14 protein-coding genes are annotated in these 22,355 nt (G+C 39.0%); all 14 read right to left on the bottom strand.

What is annotated here, in order from left to right:
• Window positions 1-29: 29 nt before the first annotated feature.
• The 14 genes from ACWNCI_RS13535 to ACWNCI_RS13470 all read right to left on the bottom strand — a co-directional run bounded on the left by ACWNCI_RS13535 (window position 30) and on the right by ACWNCI_RS13470 (window position 22,335).
• Window positions 30-1,022, bottom strand: coding sequence for an aspartate-semialdehyde dehydrogenase (locus ACWNCI_RS13535; RefSeq protein WP_346983830.1), 993 nt, complete (start codon window positions 1,020-1,022; stop codon window positions 30-32).
• A gap of 33 nt (window positions 1,023-1,055) precedes the next feature.
• Window positions 1,056-1,496 (bottom strand): hypothetical protein, encoded by a 441-nt coding sequence (locus ACWNCI_RS13530; protein ID WP_042720158.1) that lies wholly within the window; start codon window positions 1,494-1,496, stop codon window positions 1,056-1,058.
• 98 nt (window positions 1,497-1,594) lie between these two features.
• Window positions 1,595-4,312, bottom strand: coding sequence for a TonB-dependent receptor (locus ACWNCI_RS13525; RefSeq protein ID WP_449388700.1), 2,718 nt, complete (start codon window positions 4,310-4,312; stop codon window positions 1,595-1,597).
• 209 nt (window positions 4,313-4,521) lie between these two features.
• Window positions 4,522-5,382 (bottom strand): carboxylating nicotinate-nucleotide diphosphorylase, encoded by an 861-nt coding sequence (nadC, locus tag ACWNCI_RS13520; RefSeq protein WP_449388699.1) that lies wholly within the window; start codon window positions 5,380-5,382, stop codon window positions 4,522-4,524.
• Window positions 5,383-5,392: 10 nt separating this feature from the next.
• Complete coding sequence (locus ACWNCI_RS13515) at window positions 5,393-6,031, bottom strand: hypothetical protein (RefSeq protein WP_449388698.1); 639 nt, start codon at window positions 6,029-6,031, stop codon at window positions 5,393-5,395.
• Between the two features lie 18 nt (window positions 6,032-6,049).
• Entirely contained in the window at window positions 6,050-7,621 is a 1,572-nt protein-coding gene (gene nadB / locus ACWNCI_RS13510; protein ID WP_449388697.1) for an L-aspartate oxidase, read from the bottom strand.
• A 30-nt stretch (window positions 7,622-7,651) separates the two neighbouring features.
• Window positions 7,652-8,278 (bottom strand): NAD(P)H-dependent oxidoreductase, encoded by a 627-nt coding sequence (locus ACWNCI_RS13505; RefSeq protein ID WP_449388696.1) that lies wholly within the window; start codon window positions 8,276-8,278, stop codon window positions 7,652-7,654.
• Between the two features lie 315 nt (window positions 8,279-8,593).
• Window positions 8,594-10,585 carry a T9SS type B sorting domain-containing protein gene (locus ACWNCI_RS13500; protein WP_449388695.1) on the bottom strand — a complete coding sequence of 664 codons (1,992 nt, stop codon included), beginning with the start codon at window positions 10,583-10,585 and terminating at the stop codon, window positions 8,594-8,596.
• 176 nt (window positions 10,586-10,761) lie between these two features.
• Window positions 10,762-13,017 (bottom strand): T9SS type B sorting domain-containing protein, encoded by a 2,256-nt coding sequence (locus ACWNCI_RS13495; RefSeq protein WP_449388694.1) that lies wholly within the window; start codon window positions 13,015-13,017, stop codon window positions 10,762-10,764.
• 79 nt (window positions 13,018-13,096) lie between these two features.
• Window positions 13,097-15,352, bottom strand: a complete 2,256-nt coding sequence (locus ACWNCI_RS13490) for a T9SS type B sorting domain-containing protein (protein WP_449388693.1) — start codon at window positions 15,350-15,352, stop codon at window positions 13,097-13,099.
• 183 nt (window positions 15,353-15,535) lie between these two features.
• The gene (gene rnhA, locus ACWNCI_RS13485; RefSeq protein WP_449388692.1) at window positions 15,536-15,991 is read right to left on the bottom strand and encodes a ribonuclease HI; all 456 of its coding nucleotides are present in this window, start codon (window positions 15,989-15,991) and stop codon (window positions 15,536-15,538) included.
• Window positions 15,992-16,053: 62 nt separating this feature from the next.
• The gene (gene dnaB, locus ACWNCI_RS13480) at window positions 16,054-17,640 is read right to left on the bottom strand and encodes a replicative DNA helicase (protein WP_346983837.1); all 1,587 of its coding nucleotides are present in this window, start codon (window positions 17,638-17,640) and stop codon (window positions 16,054-16,056) included.
• A 166-nt stretch (window positions 17,641-17,806) separates the two neighbouring features.
• Complete coding sequence (locus tag ACWNCI_RS13475) at window positions 17,807-20,155, bottom strand: T9SS type B sorting domain-containing protein (protein WP_449388691.1); 2,349 nt, start codon at window positions 20,153-20,155, stop codon at window positions 17,807-17,809.
• 83 nt (window positions 20,156-20,238) lie between these two features.
• Complete coding sequence (locus ACWNCI_RS13470) at window positions 20,239-22,335, bottom strand: T9SS type B sorting domain-containing protein (RefSeq protein ID WP_449388690.1); 2,097 nt, start codon at window positions 22,333-22,335, stop codon at window positions 20,239-20,241.
• Window positions 22,336-22,355: the final 20 nt, after the last annotated feature.

The following is a 22,355-nucleotide window of genomic DNA, read 5'->3' as shown; positions in this document are numbered from 1 at the left end:
AATTCTGAGACTCTTTGTATTTTGTTAGTTTACACTAAGTTGTTGGCTGCAAGATATTCTGCGATCTGTACTGCGTTGGTTGCGGCTCCCTTTCGCAGGTTATCTGCCACAATCCAGAGATTCAGGGTCTTGGGCTGTGAAAGATCCCGTCTTATCCTCCCGACGAAAACTTCGTCTTTACCCTCGGAATACAGCGGCATAGGATATTCGTTGTTTTTAACGTTATCCATCACCACGACTCCGGGAGTTTCAGATAAGATCTTTCTTACTTCGTCAAGATCGAATTCGTTTTCAAACTCGATGTTTACACTTTCCGAGTGACCACCCTGAACAGGAACTCTCACCGCGGTTGCTGTAAGGTTAAATGTGTCGTCCCCTAAAATTTTCTTAGGTTCTTTCATCAGTTTAATCTCTTCTTTAGTATAATCGTCATCTGCAAAAACATCACAGTGAGGAAGTGCATTCTTAAAGATCTGATAAGGATAAACTTTTGCGATAGTCTCATCTCCTGTAATTTCGGAATTCAACTGATCTACGGCAGCTTTACCTGTGCCTGTAACGGATTGATAAGTAGAGACAATTACTCTTTTCAGATCGTATTTCTTATTTAAAGGCCCTAAAACCATTACCAGCTGAATTGTGGAACAATTCGGGTTGGCGATGATCTTATCTTCTTTTGTCAGCACATGGGCATTAATTTCCGGAACGACCAGTTTTTTATCAGGATCCATTCTCCATGCGGAAGAATTGTCGATCACGGTAGTGCCGGCTTCTGCAAACAGGGGAGCAAACTCCAGTGAAGTGGCCCCTCCGGCTGAGAAAATGGCAATATCAGGTTTGGCAGCTATAGCGTCTTTCATGCTTACAATCGTAAATTCTTCCTGTTTATACTTCACCTTCTTACCAACAGATTTTTCGGATGCTACCGGGATTAATTCTGTGACAGGGAAGTTTCTCTCCTCGAGAACTTTAAGCATAACTTGTCCAACCATTCCTGTTGAACCTACTACAGCTACTTTCATTGATTTAATTAAAAATTGTTTACGTTAATATATTTATGCCCCGAAGACTCTTGCCCAAGGGAACGCGAATGCGAATAAACCTGCTGCGATTAATCCCATAATCACTACGCCTAATGAAATGGTAGGGTTGGTTTTTACTTTTTTGTTGATGATCGTCATTAAAACGGCAGCGATCAGCATAGAAAAAGGATGTTCTACATACTGGAATCTTGAATATGAGTCACTCATTAAAGTTCCTGAATCCAGTGCAGCTTTAAAGCCTGGTGAGAAGATCAGTAACAAGCATATTCCTACTAAGAACTGAACATGAAAGAAAATCATTGTGAAGAGTGTGGTCTTCTTAAGGAACTTGTTTACTTTACCACTAAAGCCAAACATGACGGTTAAAAGAGCAATAATAAATAATGCCACTAAAACCAATTCCAAATACCCAAATCCTTTGTGGGCACTAAGAAAAATTTTGTAAAAATCCATAATTCTATTTTTTCTTTTCTAGGACACAAATATAACAAAAATCCCGGCGAAAAGCCGGGATTGATATGTATAAAATCTAATGTTTTATTAGTTAGATCTTAGAATCTGTAAGAAAGTGAAGCTGCCCAAGTTCTTCCGAATCCGAAATAAACGTTGTTGCTAACATCTAGACCTTTGTAGAAATTATTAGAGTTTGCATTGTAAGCATCTAGCAATGCTTGTGCTTGCGCATCTGTATTTGAACCAGTTTTGAAATCTGAGAACGTTTTCTTAACTGATGATCTTAAATCTGAAATATACGTAGTGTCGAATAAGTTATAAATATTCGCCGTAACTATTAGTCTACTACCATTTTTCAAATTAAATGTGTAAGAGGCTCCAACATCTGTAAGATTATAAGAAGGAGCTTTTAAAGATCCTTTTTCTGCTCTTGCAGCAGGAATGTTTCCGTTTTGAATAATAAAACTATTGTTGATGCTAAATGTTCCGTACAAATTATCATAATATCTCCATGTTCCGAAAATATCAAGATTTTTAACAGGCTTAACTGTTGCTCCTATTGCAGCAGTTGTTTGTGCAGCATCTCCGACTTTTAATCCATCCAAAGCTAGAACAACTTCATCTTTTCCATTTGTTGTAACTGGATCACCATTTACATCAGCGACTCTTCCTGTTGGGTTGTTTTTGTATTTCCAGTTTCCTAAAGAAAACATTCCGTTGAACTCCAACCAGTTTAAAGGCTTATAGAATGTTTCTAATTCAACACCCATGTGAACTTCTCTTACACCTGTTAAACTTGCAGTACCATTTGTAGCAGGAGTTCCATCAGCATTATTATAAGCTATACCTGTAACACGAACAAATCTGTCTTTCCAATCTGTGTAATATCCATTTAGATTTGCTCTGAATTTCCCACTTTTGAATCCATAACCGATTTCAGCAGAGGATACTTTTTCGTTTCTTATATCTTTATTTTCGATTTGTTGATATAATGAACCAAATGTTTTTGATGGCAAATTATACGGGAAAATAGCATTTTGATTCGGCTGTTTTGAATAGATACCAACATTTACAAAAACATTGTGTTGTTCGTTGATGTTATAATTCACACCAGCTTTTGCGTTATATCCGAATCTGAATTTTTGCTCTGTAGTCCTGCTCACTTCTTGTCCTTGTTGTAGATGAGAGGCTACTAAAGTGTTTGTTCCGTTAATTACTGCATAAAGATCTTGTGTTCCTACCCAGTTGTCAATTCTTTGGTTACTTTGCTCAGATGCGGAACCTTGAACAAATGCAGAAATTTTGTCGTTTGTATATTCTAATTGTCCGAAAACACCACCCCAAAGAACTTTACCATCATAATTTCTGTACACAATCTGTGATTTGTCTTTTACAGCAGCTGCAAAAGGATTTGCTGAAGGTTCTGCAGCGTATGATTGTGTCACCGTATAATATGGGTATTGATTGTAGTTTCCTGCTTCGCGGTATTCTCTGTTTCCTAAGAAATCAGTAACAAGACCTGGGTGATACCCATAATAATATCTAGCGTCAATACCTACTGAAAAATTCCAATTATCGTTAACTTTATGTTGGAAATTAGATAGGATTCCATACCAGTCATGGGAATTTACACTAGCTCTTCTTGTAATACCATTGGAACTTGTACCAACAAAAGGTGTCTTATTATTTGCTCCAAAATCAGCAACTGCTTGTCCAGTGTTCCAAGCGTAAATATCATCAAAACGAATCAATCCGTCTGCTGTTTTGGGTAAAGCATTAATACCTTTTCCATTAATAGAACCTAAAATTCCAGTTCCACCACCTCTACCCCAAGAAGCATATCCTACGGTAGATAATTTTGATTTTTCAGAAATATTCCAATCCCAGTTGATTGAAGCAACAGGCTTACTGTAATAATTTACAGATTGTGAAAATTGCTGCCCATTTAAATATCCCCAGTTTGAGTTGTATTTTCTATTTGGCTTATCAGATAAGACTCCATCTAATCTGCCATCGCCCATATCTAAATCTGTTTTGATGGTGTTATTGAAAGTTTGATTATGCCATTGTGGGGCTCCTGTAAAGGTAAATTGGAAATCATGCTTTTTATTTGGTTGATAACCTAAAGCAAAATAATAGTTGTACGCTTCAAAATCAGATCCATCTATGTACATTGCTCCAGCGGTTCTTGACATTAAGAATGATGTCGACCAGCCTTTTGCGGATTTTCCTGTATTATAAGAAAATAAAGTTTTAAGATAACCATCATTACCAACACCTAGAGTTACATTACCTTCTCTCTTTTTATCTGCAGCTCTTGTGATAATATTAATTGTACCTCCAACAGAAGCAATTGCTAATTTTGAAGCTCCTAAACCTCTTTGTATTTGCATCGCAGAAGTTACATCAGAAAGTCCTGCCCAGTTAGACCAATAAACAGTACCTCCTTCCATATCGTTAACAGGTACTCCATTAATCATTACAGCCGTATTATTAGTGTCAAAACCTCTAACGTTTAAGCGTCCATCTCCAAAACCTCCTCCGCCTTTTGTAGCATACACAGATGGAGTTGTCGCTAAGATCTCCGGAAATTCCTGATTTCCTAATCTTTGTACAATCTGAGCTTCTTTGATTGTTGAAACTGCTACAGGAGTTTTTCTCTCTTTTGCGATATCAGCAACACCTGTAAGTACAACCTGTTCAATATCTTTGGACCTTGTATCGTTTACAGTGTCCTGAACCTGTTGAGCGTAATAAACGCTAGCTGTAGATAATGTAATTATCGCAGTTAGCATCGATTTGTTGATTAATTTCATAATCGTTAGTAATAGTTAGATTTAATTTTCTGCAAAATTGGGAAAATAAATTTTAACTAATATTAACTGTATGTTAATTTTTACTCGATCTTAATAAGTGTTATTTTTCTGATTTACAATGCCTTGAATAATAATCGGTATTTTATATGAAAAAAATCACATTATTAAATTTTTAACAAAAAGCCTTTGTTTTTATTAAAAGTTTAACGTTATTTCACCGCTTTAAGGCTGAGATCCATATTTTCTGCGGAATGTGTCAATGCGCCTGCGGATATGTAAGTAACGCCTGTAGAAGCAATTTCCTTGAGTTGCTCACGCGTAATTCCGCCTGATGCTTCTGTCTCACATGAGCCATTTACCATTTTCACTGCTTGCTTCATTGTTTTCACATCCATATTGTCAAGCATGATTCTGTCTACTTTTGCTTTAATGGCTTCTTGTACTTCTTCAAGATTTCTGGTTTCCACCTCGATCTTCAGTTTCTTTTTATTCTTTTTGATATAATCCTTAGCCATTTTTACAGCATTGGTAATGCTTCCGTTGTAGTCAATGTGATTATCTTTCAGCATGATCATATCGTAAAGACCATATCGGTGATTAGTGCCACCGCCGATGGCTACTGCCCATTTTTCGCAGATCCTGAAATTCGGGGTTGTTTTTCTGGTATCTAAAAGCTTGGTCTTAGTGCCTATCAGCCGGGAATCCCAGTCATAGGTAAGGGTTGCAATTCCGCTCATTCTTTGCATACAGTTGAGGACAAGCCTTTCTGTTGACAGGATAGATCTAGCGCTTCCGGTAACAATAAATGCAATGTCTCCTACTTTCACGGCATCGCCATCTTTCACAAAAGTTTCTACCTTCAGGTTTTTATCAAAAGTTTTAAATATAATTTTAGCGAGTTCAACGCCCGCCAAAATACAATCCTGCTTTACCAGAAGTTTTGCGCTTTGTTCAAGATCTTTTGGAATGGTGGAAAGGGTAGAATGATCCCCATCCTGAATATCTTCTTCCAAAGCATTTTTAATGAAGTGTTTTAAAGCTTTATCTGTAACGTATGCGGGTCTTTTCATATTTTTAATTTTAGTAATAATAAGATGCTTTGGTTCCGAATAACAAATCGTGAATCACAAAAAGCAAAATTACTTCATTTTCATCAGCTTTTATTTTTTCAAACTCAATTTTATTATTTATACGGATGTCATTTTTGTTGGTGCCAGTAAATTCAATAGTCCGTTTGGTATTTTTTGTATCCCATGGATTTTCCTGATAAATGAAATATTTCCAGCTTAAATTTTTCCACTGATATTCTGTCCCATGAAAAAGAAGAGTATCTCTTTTAAATTCTAAAATCGGATGTTGATGATTGTTGATATAATAAAGTATCTGAGGAAGTTTGTTATCATTTATAATTTCATCCAGATCGAATTGATCTTTTCCGAAATAATAAGGTTTTCCAATTGTAAGGATATTGCACAATAGATTTAATGGAAGAGGATACTTTGCCCTTGAAATGATAATTTTCTTTACGTAATTAAAGAATCGAACTCCAAAAGATACAGCCGCTAAAATGAACATCCAACCCAGAAAATAGATTTCATCATGATGCTTACTTCCAAAAATAAGAAAACCAAGTACGATGAGAACAGTAAAAATTAACAGGATTCTTAAAAAGTTTAAAAGATTCATGATGGTTAAAATTCTCAGACTGAAGATTTCCATACTCTGTAATTGCTACTATTAAGCCAGATCTTTATTATAAAACGCTCCTTTATTCTCCTTCATCTCCATCGATTGGATAATTATGAGGTGAGCGACGGTTGTTAAATTTCTCAGTTCCGAAAGTTGTGGTGAAAGGATGGAATAGTGGTAGATTTCATTCACAGCGGCGGCGATTTCCTGATGTTTCTGAAGCGCCATATTCAAACGGCGATTGCTTCTTACGATTCCTACAAGGTCGCTCATCATTTCCTGAAGCTGTTTTCTCAGATAAGAAACGATTACCATTTCATCCATGATTTTCATGCCTTCTTCATTCCATTCCGGGACAGCTTTCAGATCATCAAAATTAAAATTGTTTTCGTTTAATAAATTAACTGTTTTCATAGCGGCATTATGTCCGAAAACCAAACCTTCCAATAATGAATTTGAAGCCAATCGATTAGCTCCATGAAGTCCTGAATTGGTACATTCTCCTACGGCAAAAAGATTTCTGATGGAAGATTGTCCGTCTTTGTCGACTTCAATGCCGCCCATGAGATAATGGCATGCCGGAACTACGGGAATCAGCTGGGTAAAAGGATCAATTCCTTCATCTTTACATTTTTTATAAATATTGGGGAAATGCTCGAGGAATTTTTTATGATCCATCTCGCGACAGTCAAGTCCTACGTATTCATCACCAGTGATTTTCATTTCGGCGTCAATAGCTCTTGCGACGATATCTCTGGAGGCCAGCTCTTCACGCTCATCATATTTATGCATGAACTTTTCACCTCTTTTCGTTCTTAATTTTGCCCCGTCTCCACGTACGGCTTCTGAAATCAGGAACAGCATTCCGTCGATTTTGCTGTATAAAGCGGTCGGATGGAATTGGTAATACTGCATATTCGACACTTTTCCTTTTGCTCTGGCAACGAAAGCGATTCCGTCTCCTGTTGCAATCGTAGGATTGGTGGTATTTTTATAAACATGTCCGGCACCTCCTGTAGCTACCAAGGTTATCTTTGAGGTAATTTTTTTAATTTTTTTAGACTTTTCATCTAAGATATAAGCACCATAACAGTGGATGTCTCCTTCGTTCAATTCTTTTCCAGGAACGTGGTGCTGGGTGATGATGTCAATAACATAATGATGGTCGAGGATTTCTATATTTTCACTCCTATTGGCTGTTTCCAGCAAGGCTCTTTCAATCTCGAAACCTGTGATATCTTTGTGATGTACGATCCGGTTTTCTGTGTGCCCGCCTTCTCTGCCTAAAGCAAATTCGCCGTTTTTCATGTCGAAGTTGGCACCCCATTCCACAATTTCGTTGAATCTTGCAGGAGCTTCGGTTACTACCATTTTTACAACATCGCGTTTATTTTCACCGTCTCCGGCACGCATGGTATCTTCAATATGTTTGTCGAAATTATCATTTTTAGAATCCGTAACCACTGCAAGACCACCCTGTGCGTATTTGGTATTGCTTTCATCTTCGTCAGATTTTGTTACGATAATTATTTTGGCATCGGGAAGCTGCTCAGAAACTTTAATGGCATAAGAAAGTCCCGAAATCCCGGAACCGATTACTAATACATCCGCTTTTATCATATCCTTAGTTTAAGACAATCGTCTAAATAATTAAATAAATTTAAACAATTTTTCGTTTGGTTTTCTTACTTTTTTCATGTGCTGAAAATGATCTTCTTCCGAGCGGTAGCCCAAAGCGAGGGTTACGGTTACTTTTTCTTCGTCAGGATTTATGTCTAAAACCTCTTCGATAAGATTCTGGCGGAAGCCTTCCATCGGGCATGTATCTACACTTTCAATAGCGGCAGCGTACATTAAATTGGCCAACACGATATAAGACTGCTTTTCTGCCCAGTTGAAAATTTCATCCTGAGTTTTTTGGTTAATATGCTGATTGATGCTGTTTCTGAAGGGATCAAGTTTATCTGCAGGCGTCTCTCTTACTTCTGAAATATGTCTGAAATATCCGTTGATGTAGCTTTCATCCAGTGTTTTCTTTGAAATAATAACGATCAGATGCGAACAGGTGGAAATCTGTGACGGATTATAAAATGCCGGAATTAGTTTTTCCTTCATTTCCTTACTTTCTACCACAATGATTTTGTAAGGCTGAAGACCCATAGAGCTTGCCGATAATTTCCCGGATTCCAGAATGTTGTTCAATGTTTCCCCGGGGATAATTTCGGTATTAAATTTTTTCACAGAATATCTTCTGCTTAAAGCTTCCAAATAATTCATATGACAAATTTAAGCATTGGGCTTGAATTAACTGAGAATATCTTTATTAATTATTAGCATGAATAATTGATATTTTAGGCAATATTCGTAACGGCGAAAGAACATTTTTTTTCTAATCTATTGTGTGGTTCGTAAGTGAATGTCACTTAGTACCGTAAGGAGATGCCGCTTAGTAATTACCTTGCAAGATCCTTACAAGCTCCCTAACATACCTCTTGCATGCACCGATGCAATCGTTGTATAAGGTAATTAAATGCTATAAAAAACTTTCGGCGGCCTGAAAGGCCGCCGAAAGTTCGAATAATATATTAGTTATTAATCCCTGTTTTTAACCAATACCCATCCTGAGTATTTTACAGGAGTATTTTTCTTATCATTTTCATTCCAGGAAACTGAATACCAGTAGCTTCCTGTAGGAACTTTTCTTCCGCCCATGGTTCCGTCCCATCGGTATCGGTTGGATTTATCCGCTTTGTGGATCATCGCTCCATACCGGTCGAAAACATTAAATACAAGATTCTGTTTCCCTGCCAGCGCCGAATAATCAATTCCGTCATTAACACCGTCTCCGTTGGGGGTAATCACATTGATGATATTCGGAACGACTACCGTGATATCGATTGGCTGACAGTCATATGCATCTTTTACATAAATTTTTAAGTCTCCTCGCGGTATATTCTTAAATTCATTAGAATCCTGCCAGTTGACTCCATCTATAGAATATTTGTAAGGGGCAGTTCCTCCTATTGCATATACCGTAACCACATTATTAGATATATCGACATTGGAAATAACCGGCTGTTCCGAAGCATACACCTTTACCTCCTGCGTCGCCACACAGTTTCCTGTTTTCAGTTTTACCCAATAGGTACCAACTCCTACGTTAGAAATCGTTCTGGTATTGGCGCCGGTACTCCATTCGTAGGTTGTAAATCCAGGTCCGGCATCCAGAGTCGTTGTGCTTTCCATACAAATGATCTTATCCTCAAGCACCGTAGAGAAAACAGGTGGAATCACTTCCAATGTTACTTTGGCAATATCAAAACACCCGAAACTATTACTTACCCTGATGTAAATAACACCATTTGGAGCAATGTAATTACCAGGATTCGGAATTTCATTCGTTTGATTCTGAGCATCCGTCAAGGAAGGATAATAGTTTTTAGTAACCCCGGAGATACCTATCACCTGAGCAGTGGTAAGATCAAAATGTCCGGTGGAAGGATTAGTCTCCAGGAAGCATGTTCTTAGAGTTGCGTCCATTGTTGTAACGGTAGGTGCTACCTTCAGAGAAACCGTAGCATCATTATTATCACATAATACCGAAGTAGGATCCTTGATTATCACGGAAATATTGGTATCCGTGCTGTACTGGAAATTAGTAGGATTGGCAATCGGCGTTCCGCTTCCTGTTACATAATAGGAGAAATTGTAATTACTTGGTGTTGCGGTAAGCTGAGAATTTAATGTTGTTAAATCAATAGTTGACATTCCTGTAACATCCGGACAGATATTTTTGGTGATCGCTGTCTGAAGCAGAGGAATCTTATCCACAAAAACTTTTACATTTTTAATAGAATGTCTTGATCTGTTTCCTCCGGTAGAAGCTGAGAACCCGAAATAGCCTACCGTCATTGCTGCAGCAGTTCCCGATGGGGCAAAAGACTGATTACAGATCACATTTCCGTTGATCGTAATTTTTACAATCCAGTTTGCTGGTGCGGCAGGATCTACCTCTGCAGTTACCTCAACATGCTTGTACGTTGTTCCCTGAAAAGGAAGCGTGGTGTTCATATCCGGTGAGTGAAAAGAGCTACCGGGAGTATTGAAGAACTCGACATTGTTATTATCCGTTGTGTTGGCTACCTGTCCGTACGCAACATGTACTTTACTCATTACCGCAGTAGTGGTATTGTTATAGGTATCAAAACCTACAATAAAACCTACTGCATTTTGTGACACTCCAAGACCCGAACCCAGTACACTGGCAACCGGTGGATTGGCAAGATACCAGAAAGCGATACCGTCACCATTGGCAGTCTGATTGGAATCCATTCTGAAATCAAACTCTACTCTCCATTTGTCGCAGTATTTCAGGTTGATAGGGTCGTTGAGACGTATCGATCCGGATTGGTTGTTGGTGTCCGGCGTCAGCTGTACAAAATCTGTATTCACTACGGTGGGCGCAACCATTGTCCAGCCTGTGGTATTCACAGGACTTCCTGCGAGCTGGTAGGTTTGTGAAAAAGCCTTGTTGTAAAATGAAAGTACAAAAATTAAAAATAAAAAAAGATAGTTTTTCTTCATATATTAAAGTGTATTAGTTTATGGTTTGTAAATGTAATTAAATTTTCAACGCATTCGTGGTATCCTTAGTGTTCATAGACCTTATGAGTAGATAATGTGTATCCAAAACCTCTTTTGTTTAATGAAAGACCACTTCAAAAAGATGAAGTGATCTTCACTGAATATATTTCAAATAATTAATCTCTGTTTTTTACAAGAATCCAGCCTGAATATTTTACAGCAGTATTCTTCTTGTCATTCTCATTCCATGATACGGAATACCAATAGCTTCCTGTAGGGACTTTTCTTCCTGCCTGTGTTCCGTCCCATCTGTATAGGTTGGATTTGTCGGCCTGATGAATCTTTGTTCCGTACCGGTCGTAAACATTGAATACCAGATTCTGCTTTCCTGCAAGAGCGGAATAGTCAATAGCATCATTAATGCCGTCTCCGTTCGGGGTAATAACATTAATCATGTTCGGAACGACAATGCCGATATCAATAGGGTTGCAATCATAGGCGTCTTTCACATAGATACGGCTGTCTCCTCTCGGCATATTCTTAAATTCATTAGAATCCTGCCAGTTGATACCATCTGTGGAATATTTGTATGGTGCAGTGCCTCCATTTACATATACGGTAACTGTTGTATTAGAAATGTCAACACTGGTGATTACAGGCTGGTCAGAGGCATATACCTTCACGGTTTGGGTAGCTATACAGTTTCCTGTTTTTAGCTTCACCCAGTACACGCCTACTCCCGCTGTTATTGTTCTGGTAGTGGCGCCGGTACTCCATTCGTAGCCTGTAAATCCGGGACCTGCATCCAGAACTGTAGTGTCTTCCATGCAGATAATCTTGTCTTCCAGGGTGGTAGAAAATACCTGAGGAATAACGATTAAATTAACCTTGGCAACGGCATAACATCCGTTTGAATTTGTCACTTTGATATAGATCACTCCGTTCGGAGAGATATAGGATGAAAATGTTAAAATTTCATTAGTTCCGTTCAGGGCATCTGCTAAAGAAGGGTAATATTTTTTCGTTGTTCCGGTCTGGGTGGTTACAGGAGCTGTAGTAAGATTGAATAGTCCTGTTGAAGGATTGGTTTCAATGGCACATTCCCGCAAAGTTGCTTCCTGAACTTCTACAACAGGAAACAGCGCCAGCGTGATCTGTGCGACGTCTGTACATCCTTGCGGCGTAGTAACCTGAGCATAAATCGTAGCTGCAGGCGAAAGATAAGCTGCAGGATTGGCAATAGGGTTGAGGTGATTATTCAGATCATACATCGTATTATAAAATACAGCTGTACTTCCGGGAACAGATGATAAGGCCGCTGAAGTAAGGTCAAAGACCGCTCCGCCTGCATTATTATTGTTGCACCCTGTCAGCGTTACATCATTCGCGGCAAACGGACTTGGTGTCAGCACGATAGTTCCGTCGCCATTATCACATAGCGTGGAAGAGGGATCTTTTACCACTACCGTAATGGTAGTTGTGCCAGTAGAATATTGATAATTGGAAGGATTGGTAATTGGCGTTCCTCCCGGTCCGAAATAGCTAAAAGTATAGTTCGCAGGATTAGCCACAAACTGATTCTGGAATGAAGTTAAATCCACTGTTCCGTTTCCGGTGGAAGGATTTACGCAGACAAAAGGATTAATGCTATTGGTTAAGATCGGAACTTTATCAATGTAGATTTTTGCATTTTTAATGGAATGTCTTGCGCTTGCTCCTCCGGTTGCGGCAGAAAATCCAAAATATCCTGTTGTCATTCCTACGGCGCCTCCTGAAGGGGCAAAAGACTGATCTACAATCACGACGCCATCTATTCTTATCTTAATGAGCCAACTGGTGGGATTGGCAGGATCTGTTTCTCCGTTTACTTCTACATGCTTGTAGGTTGCACCCACAAAAGGCTGGGTAGGATTAAGATCAGGAGAATGAAATGTACTTCCTGCCGTATTGTTGTACTCGATATTGTTATTCAGTCCATTATTGGTTCCGTACAGAACGTGAATTTTGCTCATCTGCCCTTCCGTAGAATTGTTGAAGATATCAAAACCTACCATCAGACCGCTGGCATTGGCCGGAATCCCAAGTCCTCCTCCCGAAACAAATCCTGTTGGCGGATTGGCCAGATACCAAAATGTGAATCCGTCGCCTCTTCCGTACTGTGCAGTACCGTTTCCGTCGATTCTGAAATCAAACTCTACTTTCCATTTGTCACAATACTTTAGATTAATCGGACTCTGAAGCTTTATCGCTCCGTACTGGCCTCCGACATCCTGTGTAAGCTGAATAAAATCTGTATTTACCGCAGCACTGGAAACAAGATCCCAACCTGTAGTATTAACAGGGTTTCCGGTAAGCTGATAGGTCTGTGCAGAAAATTTGCAGGACAGACCGATGAAAATCAAAAGTAGACAAGAAAGCAGGTTATTTTTCATGGAGTAGATGGTGTTATTTAGCTTTTTCTAAAAGTTTAAAAAAAGACCACCCGCAAATCGGAGTGATCTTTTTGTGAAATTATTCTCTGTTTTTTACCAATACCCAGCCGTTGTAAGTGGTATGAGTATTGTTTTTATCGTTTTCGTTCCAGGTAATGGTGTACCAGTAAGTGCCAGTAATCACTTTTTTACCACCGCTGGTTCCGTCCCATGTGTAATTTCTGAGCTTGTCGGCTTCATACATTTTGTTTCCGTATCTGTCATAGATCGTGAAAACAAGGTTTTTCTTATATGCGAGCGCAGAATAGTCAATATAATCATTTTTATTATCACCATTTGGAGTGATGGCATTGAGAAGATTCGGAACGGTAATCTGTACGTGAATCGGAGTACAATCGTAAGCATCTTTTACATACACTACCACTTCACCTCTTGCAAGCCCCGTGAATATATTGGAATCCTGCCAGTTTATACCGTCCAGAGAGTATTTGTAAGGAGCTTTTCCTCCTTTTACATTAACGGTAATGGTATTGTTGGTAATATCGATATTTGCAATTACGGGCTGTGGCGCAGCGTTTACCCTTACCATCTGCATCGTTGTACATCTGCCTGTTTTCAGTTGAACCCAATATAAACCAGGGGTTACATCCTGAATAGTCTGGGTGTTTTCTCCTGTACTCCATAGATAAGTGTCAAAACCGGCACCTGCATCGAGAGTTGTTTTATCATCGATACAGATTGTTTTATCCATTAATACTGAAGAATAAATAGGAGGCAAAACTTTCAGTGTTATTTTAACAATTATATAGCATCCTGCAAGATTGGTAATTCTTACATAAACTGTGGATGATGTTGAAATATAATTGTTGGCGGGTACAATTTCGTTGGTTTCAGCAAGTGCATCAGCCTCTGTTTTATAATATTTTTTCGTAATACCTGATGCTGAAGTCACATTGGCCTGCGTCAGGTCGAAAGAAGCTGTTGTAGGCGCGCTTGCAATGAAACAAGATTCTATCGTTGCATCATTCGATACAATGGGCGGGAAAAATGCCAGTGTAATCGGTGCAGATCCCACACATCCCAATGGTGTAGTTACTTTTACATATACAACTCCTGCTGCGGATACATAATTTGCAAAGTTTGTAATTTCGTTGACGCCGGCGTTCAGATCATTCAATGTTTTATAATATTTCTTTGTTGATCCTGCAGGTTCGTTAACGTTAGCCTGAGTAAGATTGAATGTTGCAGTTCCTGCATTATTGTTATTACATGCCGTAAGGGTAGCCGGTGTAGCCGTAAATGGCGAAAGATTAAGTTGTATTTTACCATCAGGATTATCACACAGAATTCCCGAATTATCTTTAATCAATACCGAGACCGTTGTATTGGCACTGAACTGAAAGTTATTAGGATTTGAAACCGGTGTTCCTGATACACTGTATGAAAACGTGTAGTTTGCAGGATTAGTTACAAACTGGCTCTGGTAGTTTGTCAGGTTCACTGTTCCCTGTCCTGTTGATGGGTTTGGACAGAAAGTATCCGTTACTGTCGCCTGATTAATAGCTACTTTATCAATATAAACCTTTACATTTTTAATAGAATGTCTTGATCTGTTTCCTCCGGTAGAAGCCGAGAATCCGAAATAGCCTACCGTCATTGCTGCGGCTGCAGCTCCTGCAGGTGCAAAAGACTGGTTGCAGATCACGTTTCCGTCTATCGTTATTTTTACGATCCAGTTTGCCGGAGCAGCAGGATCTACCTCTGCAGTTACCTCAACATGCTTGTACGTTGTTCCCTGAAAAGGAAGGGTGGTATTCATGTCCGGTGAGTGAAAAGAACTTCCTGCAGTATTGAAGAATTCAACATTATTATTATCTGTTGTGTTGGCTACCTGCCCGTACGCAACGTGTACTTTACTCATTACCGCAGTAGTGGTATTGTTGTAGGTGTCAAAACCTACGATAAAACCTACTGCATTCTGAGATACCCCAAGACCTGAACCAAGTACGCTGGCAATCGGCGGATTGGCAAGATACCAAAAAGCAATACCGTCACCGTTGGCAGTCTGATTGGAATCCATTCTGAAATCAAACTCTACTCTCCATTTATCGCAATATTTCAGGTTGATAGGGTCGTTGAGACGTATAGATCCGGATTGGTTGTTGGTGTCCGGGGTTAGCTGTACAAAGTCTGTATTCACTACAGTGGGCGCAACCATCGTCCAACCTGTTGTATTCACAGGACTTCCTGTAAGCTGATAGGTTTGAGAGGAAAAATATTGCGGAAAAAACAGCAGTAAATTCAGAAAAAAAAGGAGATAGATTTTCTTATTCATTTATTAGACACTTAAATTAGACGTGTCAAAGATATTAAATCCCAATCAATAAATGTATATTTAATGTTAATTTTGAGGGGATTGATGGTAATTTTACAATAAATGATAAGTTAAAAGGCAAAATACTGAAAACCTTTTAGCGGAGTTTAGTTTGGATATAAATTAAAATAAAGAATTATTATCCTAATTTTCAAAATACTCATCTACTTCCAAATTGGCTGATGCAGCAGCAGTTACTGCAAGTTTATCGCAAAGCTCGTTCTCAAAATGTCCTGCATGACCTTTGATCCAGTGCATTTTTGGTTTGTGCAGATTATACAGTACCACAAATCTTTTCCAAAGGTCTGGGTTCTTGACATTTTTCCAGCCTCTTTTGATCCATCCGGCCAGCCAGTTCTGGTTAATGGCGTCTGCCACATATTTGCTGTCTGTGTAAATATGAATATCGTTTTCCGGAGATTTCAACTTTTCCAAAGCAGTGATTACCGCCAGAAGCTCCATACGGTTGTTTGTTGTTTTCCTGAAACCTTTTGAAAATGTTTTCTGATAGTTTTTTTCAGGTACGCGCATGAGAATTCCGTATCCGCCTTTTCCGGGATTTCCGCTGCACGCTCCGTCAGTGTATATTTCTATTTTCATTAAGGTTGAGATTAAGGCTAAGATTTAGACTTGTATCTTTAATCTAAATCCTGGTCTTTATTTTAAAAAGGGAAATCATCGTCGTCATCAAAATCATTCATCGAAGATCCTGATACCTGGGAATTATTCGGAAGATCAAATGCCGCTCCCGGCTGAATGGTCGTTTTGATTTTATCAAAACCGCTCGGTTCATTAGAACCGAAATTGGAAGGATATCCGCCGCCGCCATCAAAAGCTGCTTCCACATCTCCGAATTTAGCAAAATGCTTTAAGAAAGATAATCTTACATCGGCTGTTGCACCATTTCTGTGTTTTGCAATGATAAGCTCGGCCTGGTTTTCGGTTGATGTTTCCTGGCCTTCTTCGTCATTATCCCAAACGGTAATTTTATAGTATTCCGGACGGAAAATGAAGGATACGATATCCGCATCCTGCTCGATCGCTCCGGATTCCCTAAGGTCAGAAAGCTGAGGTCTTTTTCCGGGACGTGTTTCCACACTACGGGAAAGCTGGGAAAGGGCAATCACCGGCACATTAAGTTCTTTTGCAATGGCTTTCAGTGAACGTGAAATCATGGAAATCTCCTGCTCACGGTTTCCGGTTCCTTTTCCTCCACCGCCGGCTGTCATCAGCTGAAGGTAATCGACCATGATGATTCTTACTCCATGCTGCATCACCAGTCGTCTGCATTTTGCCCGGAAATCGAATATTGAAAGGGATGGTGTTTCGTCAATATATAAAGGGGCATTTTCCAGTTCTGATACGTTGGAGAATAGCCTTTGCCATTCTTCATCGTCCAAAGTTCCTTTTCTTAATTTTTCTGAAGAAATTCTTGTTTCGGAGGCGATCATCCTTGTGATTAGCTGTACGGAAGCCATCTCGAGAGAGAATAGTGCCATTGGGATTTTGTGACCTACCGCAATGTTTCTTGCCATCGAAAGAAGAAATGCTGTTTTCCCCATCGCCGGACGTGCCGCGATAATGATAAGGTCGGAATTCTGCCATCCTCCGGTTTCTTTATCTACATCCCGGAATCCTGATGGAACACCGGAAAGTCCTTCTTTATCTTTTAATGATTTAATGGTTTCGATAGCCTGTTTTACCAATGAATTGGCGGTGTCAAATCCTTTTTTGATAGTTCCGTTGGTGATTTCAAAGAATGACTGTTCGGCTTTGTCTAAAAGTTCAAAAACGTCGGTAGATTCTTTATAGGAAGCATCAATCACGTTTGCTGAAACATTAATTAAGCTTCTTAAGATATATTTTTCAAGGATAACACGAACGTGATATTCAATATGAGCAGATGAACTTACACCCATCGTAAGATCAATGATATAGCTGTCTCCTCCGGCCAGGTTTAATTTTCCGTCTTTCTTTAAATCCTGAATGATGGTCATTAAATCAACAGGCTGGTTCCCTTCATAGAGTTTTAAAATGGTAGAAAATATTACCTGATGTCGCGGATCATAAAATACTTCGGGCGTCAGCAAATCGATAGAATGATCGAGCCCTTTCTTATCAATTAAAAAAGTTCCGATAACCAGTCTCTCGAAATCCAGTGCGTTTGGAGGCATTTTACCATCGGCAATGGAGAGTTCTTTTGCAAAGTTTCCGTTCGTCAATGAAGATAGTGTTTCTTTCTGCGCCATAGTTCTGCAAAGATAGTTTTTTTGAAAAGCAATTAAAAAATAGTATTCAACAATTTATAAACATAAGGTAGCTTCGATATAATATCGGCGGGCTGTCGTGTTGATGTGCATAAAAAAAATCACCCCTTAAAAGAGGTGATTTTATATTTAAAATTAGACATTTCATTTATTCAATGTTCTTTACCAATACCCAACCGCTATATTTGGTTTCGGTATTGTTTTTATCATTCTCTGTCCATGTGATGGTGTACCAGTAAGTTCCTGTTGAGATTTTCTTACCATTGGAAGTTCCGTCCCATGTATAGTTTCGGATTTTATCTGCACGGTACATCATGTTTCCGTATCGGTCATAAACTGTGAATACTACATTTTTCTTATATGCCAGTGCCGAATAATCGATAAAATCATTTTTGTTGTCTCCGTTTGGTGTGATCGCATTGATCAGATTAGGAACCGTTACCTGAACACTGATAGGATTACAGTCGTAAGCATCTTTCACATAGACTTTATTTTCACCTCTCGGAAGACCTGTGAAGACGTTTGAATCCTGCCAGTTGATTCCGTCAAGTGAATACTGGTAAGGTCCTTTTCCTCCATTTGCAGTTACTGTAAATGAATCATTATTGATTTCAATGTTAGTAATCACCGGCTGTACGGAAGCATTTACTTTTACAAGCTGTAAAGTCCAGCATTTTCCGGTTTTTAATTTAACCCAATAAGCCCCAGCTCCTACGTTGGAAATTGACTGAGTTGTCGCTCCTGTGCTCCATTCATAGCCATCAAACCCCGGTCCTGCATCTAAAGTCGTTTTATCTTCGATACAGATGATTTTATCTTTCAGAACGCTGGATTGTACCGGAGGTAAAACTTTAAGGTTTATTTTAGCAATTGCATAACAGTCATTTTCACTTATTACTTTTACATATACAACACCTGTTTCTGAGATGTAAGCTTCAGCTTGAGAACTCAGGATTTCATTAACTCCCGCAATAGCGTTAGCTTCAGTTTTGTAATACTTTTTTGTAATACCTGTTTGCGATGTTACATTGGCTTTAGTTAAATCAAACAAAGCGGATGTAACATTTGATTCGATAAAGCATTCTTCAATAGAAGCATCATTTACAACAACAACCGGATAAAACTGTAATGTTATCTGGTTATATCCTGTACAACCTTGAGGTGTTCTCACTCTTACATATACTGTTCTTGGAGCAATAGAAGTAAAAGTTGCAGGGTTTGTGATTTCATTGGTTCCAGCATTAAGATCTGCAAGGGTCGGGAAGTATTTTTTTGTAACGTTCGTTGATGTCGGGTAAACATTTGCTGCTGTCAAATTGAAAACTCCTGTTCCCGCATTATTGTTATTACATGCTTTTACTGTGGTTGGCACTACATCAAGTGCAGGCAAGAATTGCAGGGTTATCTGCCCAGTTCCTACGCAACCTTCTGAAGTAGTAATCTTTACAAATACTGTTTTTGGAGCAGAAGATGCATAGTTAGGGTTGGTGATTTCATTGGTTCCTGCATTAAGATCTGCCATGGTAGGATAATACTTTTTGGTAACGTTTGTAGGGTCGTAGACGTTTGCAGAATTTAAATCAAAATAACCTATGCCGGTATTGTCATAATTACAGGCTGTAATGGTTGCGTTCTGTACAACGATATTACCCGACCTGAATTTAAATCTTCCTACCTGGAAACACCCATTCAGTGCATTATTCGGGTTAGTAGGATCCGTATATTTCAATCTGTAATAATATATACTTGTGGCATCTACCATTATAGGGGTTGTGATAGGTGCTGCTCCTGTAATGGCATCATTACTCAATAAATGATAAGTTACCGTGAAGTTGGGATTGTTATTGATAATTCCTGCAGATAATGTGCTGAAATCAAACATTGTAGGCAGGGCACACTTTAAAATTTCATTCGGGTTAGCCGGATTTGCAGCCGGTGTTCCCGGAGTAATGAAAGGGTTTGGTGTCAACGCAGGGTCATTAAATACCGAAGTTAAAGAAGCTGTTCCTCCCCATGTCAATGCAAATCCGTAAGGATTGCTGGGAATATAATTATCAATAAGCAAATAGTATGTTTCTCCTGCAATGACATTCAGTGGAGTCTCCCATTGGTCTCCCGTTATTGTAGAACTCAATCCGGTAGCTCCGCTGGTCCCGGAGAAGTTACATTTTATGGCATCACCAAAATCCCATGTGGCACAATCGATATCGGGTCCGTAAACCGCAAAATCATAGTCATAATGTGTTACACCGGGAACGGTATTCGGATTAATTGTAAATTCAATAGTTCCTGTAGTGGCTGCTGTAAATTTATACCATACGGAAAAATGTTCATCAGCCAGACAGCTGCCGGAAGTTGCTTCCTGAACGGTACCTGAACTGCTTGGATTATAAGAAATATCTGAGTTTCCGCAAACCGGAATTGCCGAAATACAGTCCGACTGTGAAAAAACCATCTGTGAGAAAAATAAAACAGTCAGTAGTAGTAATTTCTTCATTATAGATTCTTTTTATTATTTAATTAATTCTGTATGTGAAAAAAACCGCTTGAGAAAGCGGTTTTTCTACAATATTTAGTATTCTATTCTCTGTTTTTTACCATTACCCATCCTGAGAATTTGAATGGTGTGTTTTTCTTGTCATTTTCATTCCATGTTACGCTGTACCAATAGGTTCCGGTAGGTACTTTTTTACCTCCTGTGGTTCCGTCCCATTTGTATGCGCTGAATTTATCTGCCTGTCCTACTTTTACGCCATATCTGTCGTAGATACTCAGTACTAAGTTTTGTTTGCTGGCCAAAGCTGAATAGTCTATCACATCATTTACACCGTCTCCGTTCGGAGTAATGACATTTACCAGATTAGGAACAACTACAGTTATTGTAATAGGATCACAATCGTAGCCGTCTTTTACATATACTGTATTATCACCTCTTGGTACATTCTTAAATTCATTTGAATCCTGCCAGTTGATGCCGTCAAGAGAATATTTGTAAGGAGCAGCTCCTCCGATTACATTTACAGTAATTGTATTGTTTGTGATGTCAACATTAGAAACAACAGGTTGCTCGGAAGCATAAACCTTCACGGTCTGTCTTGTAATACATTCTCCTGTTTTAAGCTCTACCCAGTAAGTACCTACTGTAACGTCACTGATCGTACGGGTAGTAGCGCCGGTGCTCCATTTATATCCGTTAAATCCGGGTCCTGCATCCAATGTAGTCGTGTCTTCCATACAGATTATTTTATCTTCCAAAACATTTGAATAAACGGGAGGAAGAACAACCAGATTTACTTTAGCTACATTATAGCATTCGTTTGAATTGATCACTTTTACATATACTACGCCTGTCGGAGCAATATACGTCTGGAAATTCGAAATAATGTTGGTGCCATTTACCGCATCAGCAACTGAAGGGTAATATTCTTTAGTTACTCCTGTCATCCCTGTCACGGCAGCTGTCGTGAGATTAAACATTGCTGTAGACGGATTTGATTCAATAAAACATGATCTTAGGGTTGCTTCATTTACTGTAACAATTGGGAAGAAATTTAAAGTAATTTTAGCAATATCAGAACATCCTAAGTTGGTTGTTATTTTTGCATATACTTCTCCCGGAGCCGAAGTGTAAGCCCATGGGGTGGTAATTTCATTAGTTCCATTATTGGCATCTGTAAGTGTTGGATAATACTTGGTAGTATAGGTATATAATGGGTTTGGAGTATATAATGTTGTCGAAGTAAGATTGTATGTCGCCACCCCGCTATTATTGTTGCTACATTCTGTTAAAGTGGCATCTGTCGCTGTAAAGGTTATGTCTTTAAACTTAAATGGGTTGATGTTGAAGCATTTATTTGTTGGGTTGTTAGGGTTGCTTGGATCCTGATAACGAATTGTATAATAATATGTATTTGTAGTATTTACAACAATTGGTGCTGTAATTTCATTTACATCAGATAAAGCATCATTGGATGTTCTGTAGTATTTTACAAAGAAATTCGGATTTCCATTAATAATATTGTTGCTATTACTTTGGAAATTGTATGGTGCATTAATATTACATAGTTCTATGACTCTTGGATCTGCTGGTGCAGCCCCGGGAATTCCGATAGGGTTAAACGGATTAGGCTGAATTGCCGGATCATTAAATGGTGAGGTTAATGTAGCAGTACCACCCCAAGTCATTGAAAAAGGTATTGCCGCATTTGCACCAGACCAGTTATCTACAACGAGATAATAGCTTTCACCGGCTATAACGTTCAATGCCGGTTCAAACGCACCGGGTGTACCTGGCGGCAGACCAACCTGTAATCCTGTTTGGTTTGGAAAAGGTTGTACACCTGCGTAATTACATCGTATTGGGGTACCTTTAGTACCACAGGTTTTATTGGGTCCATATACCGCAAAATCATAATCCGCATTATAAGGAGCCGAAGGAGAAATTACAAAAGTTAAAGTTCCGGATGTTGCAACTGTGAACTGATACCATACCGAGAAGTGTTCGTTCAAGTTCAAACAACTTCCGTTAGCATTTACCTGATCATCAACGTTTCCTGGACCTGTGGGGAAATAAGAGACATCCGAATTTCCACATACAGGTATTGCAGAAACACAATCAGACTGTGCAAAAAAGATTTGTGAAAAAGTGAGTAATAATATAAGGTAGATTTTTTTCATAATAGTCGAGTTTATCTTGA

The organism is Chryseobacterium lineare (genome assembly GCF_977014045.1).
The sequence above is the reverse complement of the archived record's forward strand: the minus strand, read 5'-3'. Positions and strand labels throughout refer to the sequence as shown.

Coding starts and splice junctions, on each gene's coding strand:
- ACWNCI_RS13530 (WP_042720158.1), bottom strand. CDS start 1,496: ATGGATTTTTACAAAATTTTTCTTAGTGCCCACAAAGGATTTGGGTAT.
- ACWNCI_RS13490 (WP_449388693.1), bottom strand. CDS start 15,352: ATGAATAAGAAAATCTATCTCCTTTTTTTTCTGAATTTACTGCTGTTT.
- ACWNCI_RS13525 (WP_449388700.1), bottom strand. CDS start 4,312: ATGAAATTAATCAACAAATCGATGCTAACTGCGATAATTACATTATCT.
- nadC (WP_449388699.1), bottom strand. CDS start 5,382: ATGAAAAGACCCGCATACGTTACAGATAAAGCTTTAAAACACTTCATT.
- nadB (WP_449388697.1), bottom strand. CDS start 7,621: ATGATAAAAGCGGATGTATTAGTAATCGGTTCCGGGATTTCGGGACTT.
- ACWNCI_RS13475 (WP_449388691.1), bottom strand. CDS start 20,155: ATGAAGAAATTACTACTACTGACTGTTTTATTTTTCTCACAGATGGTT.
- ACWNCI_RS13505 (WP_449388696.1), bottom strand. CDS start 8,278: ATGAATTATTTGGAAGCTTTAAGCAGAAGATATTCTGTGAAAAAATTT.
- rnhA (WP_449388692.1), bottom strand. CDS start 15,991: ATGAAAATAGAAATATACACTGACGGAGCGTGCAGCGGAAATCCCGGA.
- ACWNCI_RS13470 (WP_449388690.1), bottom strand. CDS start 22,335: ATGAAAAAAATCTACCTTATATTATTACTCACTTTTTCACAAATCTTT.
- ACWNCI_RS13515 (WP_449388698.1), bottom strand. CDS start 6,031: ATGGAAATCTTCAGTCTGAGAATTTTAACCATCATGAATCTTTTAAAC.
- ACWNCI_RS13500 (WP_449388695.1), bottom strand. CDS start 10,585: ATGAAGAAAAACTATCTTTTTTTATTTTTAATTTTTGTACTTTCATTT.
- ACWNCI_RS13535 (WP_346983830.1), bottom strand. CDS start 1,022: ATGAAAGTAGCTGTAGTAGGTTCAACAGGAATGGTTGGACAAGTTATG.
- ACWNCI_RS13495 (WP_449388694.1), bottom strand. CDS start 13,017: ATGAAAAATAACCTGCTTTCTTGTCTACTTTTGATTTTCATCGGTCTG.
- dnaB (WP_346983837.1), bottom strand. CDS start 17,640: ATGGCGCAGAAAGAAACACTATCTTCATTGACGAACGGAAACTTTGCA.